Source organism: Mycobacterium sp. (assembly GCF_039583805.1).
Lineage (GTDB): Bacteria > Actinomycetota > Actinomycetes > Mycobacteriales > Mycobacteriaceae > Mycobacterium.
The window spans coordinates 30,747-36,416 of sequence record NZ_JAVKSH010000020.1; the positions used below are offsets into that span (position 1 = coordinate 30,747).

At 65.7% G+C, this 5,670-nt stretch carries 6 protein-coding genes; 4 read left to right on the forward strand and 2 right to left on the reverse strand.

Going from position 1 to position 5,670, the window contains the following annotated elements; translation table 11 throughout:
* Positions 1 to 34: 34 nt before the first annotated feature.
* The 3 genes from ABDW21_RS04360 to eccD all read left to right on the forward strand — a co-directional run bounded on the left by ABDW21_RS04360 (position 35) and on the right by eccD (position 3,320).
* Positions 35 to 322, forward strand: coding sequence for a WXG100 family type VII secretion target (locus ABDW21_RS04360; RefSeq protein ID WP_343601685.1), 288 nt, complete (start codon positions 35 to 37; stop codon positions 320 to 322).
* 92 nt (positions 323 to 414) lie between these two features.
* Positions 415 to 1,794 carry an AAA family ATPase gene (locus tag ABDW21_RS04365; protein ID WP_343601686.1) on the forward strand — a complete coding sequence of 460 codons (1,380 nt, stop codon included), beginning with the start codon at positions 415 to 417 and terminating at the stop codon, positions 1,792 to 1,794.
* A complete protein-coding gene (gene eccD, locus ABDW21_RS04370; RefSeq protein WP_343601688.1) occupies positions 1,791 to 3,320 on the forward strand; it encodes a type VII secretion integral membrane protein EccD in 1,530 nt (509 codons plus the stop codon). Before ABDW21_RS04365 ends, eccD begins: the two co-directional genes overlap by 4 nt.
* A gap of 121 nt (positions 3,321 to 3,441) precedes the next feature.
* On the opposite strand, the gene ABDW21_RS04375 is transcribed toward eccD, so the two are convergent.
* Both ABDW21_RS04375 and ABDW21_RS04380 read right to left on the reverse strand, forming a co-directional pair.
* Positions 3,442 to 3,759: an ESX-1 secretion-associated protein gene (locus ABDW21_RS04375; RefSeq protein WP_343601690.1), complete on the reverse strand. Its 318-nt coding sequence runs from the start codon at positions 3,757 to 3,759 to the stop codon at positions 3,442 to 3,444.
* 30 nt (positions 3,760 to 3,789) lie between these two features.
* Entirely contained in the window at positions 3,790 to 4,533 is a 744-nt protein-coding gene (locus tag ABDW21_RS04380) for an EspA/EspE family type VII secretion system effector (protein WP_343601692.1), read from the reverse strand.
* Positions 4,534 to 5,460: 927 nt separating this feature from the next.
* Here ABDW21_RS04380 and ABDW21_RS04385 point away from each other — a divergent pair.
* Positions 5,461 to 5,670, forward strand: a 210-nt coding sequence (locus ABDW21_RS04385) for a hypothetical protein (protein ID WP_343710095.1), incomplete at its 3' end; no start/stop codon positions are given.

Consider the following 5,670-nt stretch of genomic DNA (forward strand, 5'->3'; position numbering starts at 1 on the left):
AGAACCCCGACCACCATGAGAACGGAGCAACAATATGAGTGAACAGCTGTGGAACTTCGCCGGTATCGAGGGCGGATCCGCCGACGTCCAGGGTGCCGTCCAGACCACGCACGGCCTGCTCGACGAGGGCAAAGGTTCGCTGTCGTCGCTGGCAGCGGTGTGGGGCGGCTCCGGCTCGGAGGCCTACCAGGCCGTGCAGACGCGCTGGGACAACACCGCCCGCGAGCTGAACTCGGCGCTGCAGAACCTGGCGCAGACAATCAGTGAGGCCGGTCAGACAATGGGTCAGACAGAAGCTGGCGTCACAGGTATGTTTGCCTGATACGGCAGGGCGCCGGGGGGCGAGTCCGCCACCTGCGGACGTCGCCCCCCGCGTGCGTCTGTCACCGTGAGTTGACACCGTGAGGGGTGCTCATGTCGGCCGACTATGACCGGCTCTTCAACGCTCCCGAGGACGCGCCCGGAGATGCGACGACGCAGGTAGACCTGGATGCCGTCCGCAAATGCCAGGCGAATTCGATGCCGCCGAGCCCGCCGCCCGCCGACCCGCCGCCGATGCCGGTCGGAGGACCACCACCGCCGCCGTCCTGGCAGACCCAGGCCGCGACGCAGCACCCGTCGTACACCGACATTCCGCTGCCGCCGCGCCCGAATGGAATCGCCGCGCCGCCGATGTCGAGGTCCGGCTCGACCGGGGCGGCCTACGAACAACCGCGTACACCGCCACCCGTGGCGCCGCAGATGCAGTCCGCGCCGCCGCCGTCGCAACATTTCGCCGACAGCGCCTCCGAGACCGGGATCGGCTGGCAGGCCGCGCCGCCGCCCAGCCAGCCGGCGCAAACCTCTGCCGCGACGATCGGCCACCATCGCGCTATCGACGCGTTGTCGCACGTCGGCGTCAGGTCCACGGTCAAGATGCCGTCGCAGCACGGCTGGCGGCACTGGCTGTACCTGTCGACGCGGGTGAATGTGGGACTGTCCCCGGACGAGCTCTACCAGCTGGATCTGCGGATGCGGGTCCGCCGCAATGCCCGCGACTCGTACCAGATCGGTGTGCTGGGCCTCAAGGGCGGCAGCGGAAAGACCACCGTGACGACCGCTTTGGGGTCGACGTTGGCCAAGGTCCGCGGTGACCGGATCCTGGCGATCGACGCCGATCCGGGCGGCGGAAACCTGGCGGACCGGGCGGGGCGTCAGTCGGCGGCCAGCATCGCCGACCTGCTCGCCGACACGTCGCTGTCGCGATACAACGACATCCGCGCGCACACCAGCATGAACAGCTCGAACCTCGAGGTGCTGTCCTCCGAGGAGTACAGCGTGGCGCGCCGCGCGTTCAACGAGGAGGACTGGCAGGGCGCCACCCAGATCGTGTCGAGGTACTACAACCTGGTGCTGGCCGATTGCGGGTCGGGACTGTTCGATCCGGCGACCAAGGCAGTGCTGTCCACGGTGTCGGGGATCGTCATCGTGGCGAGCGCGTCGATCGATGGTGCGCGGCAGGCGGCAGTGGCGATGGACTGGCTGCGGCAAAACGGCTACCAGGATCTGCTGTCGCGGGCTTGTGTGGTGATCAACCATGTCGTTCGGGGTAAGCCCAATGTGGACGTCGATGACCTGACGCAGCAGTTCGAGCGGTATCTGCAGCCCGGCCGGGTGGTCGTGCTGCCGTGGGACAAGCACGTCGCGTCGGGGACGGAGATCCAGCTCGAACTGCTCGGTCCCACCTACCAGCGCCGGATCCTCGAGTTGGCCGCGGCGCTGTCCGACGACTTCGACAGGCTCGAGCGGCGGTGACCGCCCCGGCTGCCGTCCCGGCGACGCCGGGCTCGACACCCACCAAACCGGCGACCACCCGGGTGACGATCCTGACCGGTAGGCGGATGACGGACCTGGTGCTGCCGTCGTCGACCCCGATTGAGGCCTACATCGACGAGACCGTCTCGGTGCTGGCCGATCTGCTCGAGGACACCCCGGCTGACGTGCTGGCCGGTGTCGACTTCTCCGCCCAGGGCGAATGGGCGTTCGCGCGGCCGGGCGCACCGCCGTGCAAACTCGACGAGTCGCTCGACGACGCCGGGGTTGTCGACGGGTCACTGCTGACGCTGGTGTCGGTTACCCGCACCGAACGGTACCGGCCGTTGGTCGAGGACGTGATCGATGCGATCGCGGTGCTCCAGGAATCGCCGGAATTTGACCGGAGTGCGCTGAATCGCTTTGTCGGGGTTGCCATTCCGGTTGTCGCGCTGGCGGTGGCCGTGATGGCGTCGCTGGCCTGGACCAACACCGGCCACCCACTGTGGTGGGCACCGGCGCTGGGCGTTGTGGGCCTCGGCCTGCTGGCGGGCAGCCTGCTCGCCCGAAGCCGTTACCAGAACCTGAATATGGCGGAAAGCCTGCTGCTGGCAGCGTTTCCGTTGATCGTCGGCGCCGTGGCCCTGGCGATCCCATTGCCGCGCGGCGTCAGCTCGCCGGGGGCGCCGCAGCTCGCCGCCGGCGCCATCGCGGTTCTGCTGTTGACGCTGGCGACCCGAGGCGGGCCGCGTCGGCGGGCGCAGGTGGCGTCGTTTACGGCGGTCACCGCAGCCGCGGTGGCGGCGACGGCGATCGCCTACGGGTACGGGGCGCAGTACTGGGTGCCGACCGGGGCGATCGCTTTCGGGCTGGTCGTCGTGACCAACGCGGCCAAGCTGACGGTAGCCGTCGCGCGGATAGCGTTGCCGCCGATCCCGGCGCCCGGGGAAAGCGTAGGCAATGAGGACTTGCTCGACGCGATCGAGGCTCCGGACGCCGCCGGCGAGGAATCGTCGGCCTGGCAGGCCATCATGGCGTCCGTGCCCGACTCCGCCGCGCGGTTGACCGAGCGGGCCGGGTTGGCCAGGCAGCTGCTGATCGGTTTTGTCGCCGCCGGCGCTCTGGTGCTGGCGACCGGTGCGATCGCGGTGGTGGTGCGGGGACATTTCTACGTGCACAGCCTGCTGTTGGCCGCATTGGTGACGGTGGTATGCGGTTTCCGGTCCCGGTTGTACGCCGAACGGTGGTGCGCGTGGGCTCTGCTGACTGCGACGGTAGCGATTCCGACCGGTGTGGCGGTGAGGATAAGCCTGTGGTACCCGGACTACGCGTGGTTGGTGGTGAGTGTCTACCTCGTGGGCGCCGTCGTAGCGGTGATCATGATCGGCGCGACCTCTGGGGTGCGACGGGTGTCGCCGGTGACCAAGCGGATTCTGGAATTGCTCGACGGCGCGGCAATTGCCGCCGTCATCCCGCTGCTGCTGTGGATCGCCAGCATTTACGACATCATCCGCAACGTCCGGTTGTGAGCTGCTGGGCGGTGATGTCGGTGCGGGTTGGCCTACGCCTCCCGCAGGGTGTCGTGCGCGGCATTAGGCCCGCGAGGCGTTGGCCGTCACACCGGCGGAGTGCGGCCGTGGCCGAGCGTGATCAGCGCGGATGCATCTGATCGTCGAGTCCGCTTCCTTCCCGGCGGTCGGTGTCATCGTATGTGGACGCGGCGGAGTCCAATTTTGCAGCGAGGTCGCCGGACACCGATTGCATGCTCTGGGCTGCGGAAACGCGCGACCACTCGGCGGCCAAAACCGCCGCGGCGGTCGGCGCGCAGGCCAGACCGTGTGAGGCCGCAATTTTTGCGCCGGCCCCGGCCGTCGCCTCACCCGCCGAGGCGATATCTCCGGCAACCTGCCGGTGCTTTGTCGACACGTCCCGCAATTCCCCTGCGGTGACGTGCAATTCGCCGCCCATGTGCGGGTCCTTTCGTTGATGGTGAGCGATCTACTGTTCGTCGATCGGGCGCGCTGCGGACGCGATGTTGTCGTAGCCGGCCCCGGCCCGCCGAATCACCGTCGCGTTGTGAGCGGCGTCGGAAACCAAACGTCCGAACTGGGCGGTGCAGTCAGGCAGGGTCCCAGTGACGGCGGCGGTCTGGATGCTGAGCGAGACCACCTCGCCGATGCCGGGAGGTGTATTCCAGGCAAGTGCTGCTAACGCCGGGAGGACAGAATATGTAAGAAGAGTTGACATGTGGTCGAGCGTTTCGCGTGTTTTCTCCACCTGCTCGGCCTCACGGTCGAGGACTTCTTTCACCGTCTTGTCGTTTTCGGCCATTTGGGCGGCGCGGCGTCGCTGCTCTTTGTTCTTTTCGCCGTAGGCGTCCGACGCGCTGCCTTCCCAGCTGTCGGGTGGGCGGGTTGATCCCAACGCCTCGTCGACACGATTGAACGCATTGGCGCCGTGCGCGAATCGATCTCCGGACTCGGGATCACCGACTCCCAACATGTTGGCCATGCCCATCATGGACAGCAGACCGGCTTTGATAACAGGCAGCTCCGCGGCTTCTGAAACCTCAACTCCCAGCTTCTCAGCGATCGGCGTCCCCAACATTTTCATGAAGCCAACGTAGTCAGCGCCGATACCCGCCATTGACCAGGCGGTATCTTTCCCGACACCTTCGGGGTGGTCGTAGACAGTACCTTTGAACCAATTTATCGCCTCGTAGATATCCATGAACTTAGCCACGTCAATCCCCTCACCGGATACACTGACTCACCGCAACGTAAGCACCGCAGGTCGACCCTAAACGTTCTGTTCCAGCCACACCGGATCTGTCGCTTAGACTAGCAGGTTGTGGACCGACTCCCGCGCATGAAATTGTTCACGATTCGGCCCGGCCTTGGAGGCGACGTGGAGTTGAAGAGCGACCATCCCCGAACCACCGGCGGGGCACCGCGCCGACGTCAGCCAGGCTGGGTTGCGACACAATGCCGTCGCTCTACGGTCCGCCCGTCGGCCAGTTCCAGGCGATGCTGGGGATGTTGCCAATAGAACTCAACCAAGTTCCGCAATGCTCGCCCGCCGGTTGCGTACAAGCCGGAATGCCCAACCTCCCGCATTTTCCCGTCATCCATGACCATAGTGATGAGGGACAGCGTGTAGTCTTTCGATATCTTTGTTTTGAATGCTCCCCGACCGTAGGAGCGCCCAGGCGATTCATCGGCGACAGCAGCTACCTCGAACCGACTCCCTTTATTCGCCACAAGACCTTCCGCGAATACGAATCTCCCCGGAGATAACGTGCAGTGGCCGCCACCCCGGATTTTGATCGTGAGCAGCCGGAATACGACACATATCGCTGCCGTGACTCCAAATATCAGAGGATAGTCCGATCGCATTTCTTGACGAAAGGGTGAGCCCATCCCGTTTGTTGCCGGGCGCAGCCCGGCGCTCATAGAGGTCGGGTTTGGCCGTCGATGTATTGCTTGATGGTCGATAAGGGTGCGCCGCCGCAGGAGACGGCGAAGTAGGACGGCGACCACGGGTGGCTGCGCATGCGGGCGCGCACGCACGCGCCGGTGAATTCCCGACGAACGGCGTAAGCCGTTCGGCCTTTGAGGCGTTGCACCAGTGTGGAGATCGCCAACGTGGGCGGGTAGGCGACCAGCAGGTGTGGTCGGCTTCGCCGTTGAACTCGACCAACTCGACATCGAGCTCGGCGCACACGGTGCGCATGGTGGTTTCGGCGAAGGTGAGCATTGGATCGGTGAACAGTTTGCGTCGGAACTTTGCGTCGGAACTTGGTCACAAAGACGGCTCTCCCAACGGGTTCACCGTTGCGGGTGCGGCATCACAGCGGATCGAGACCTGTTTTCGGCCTAC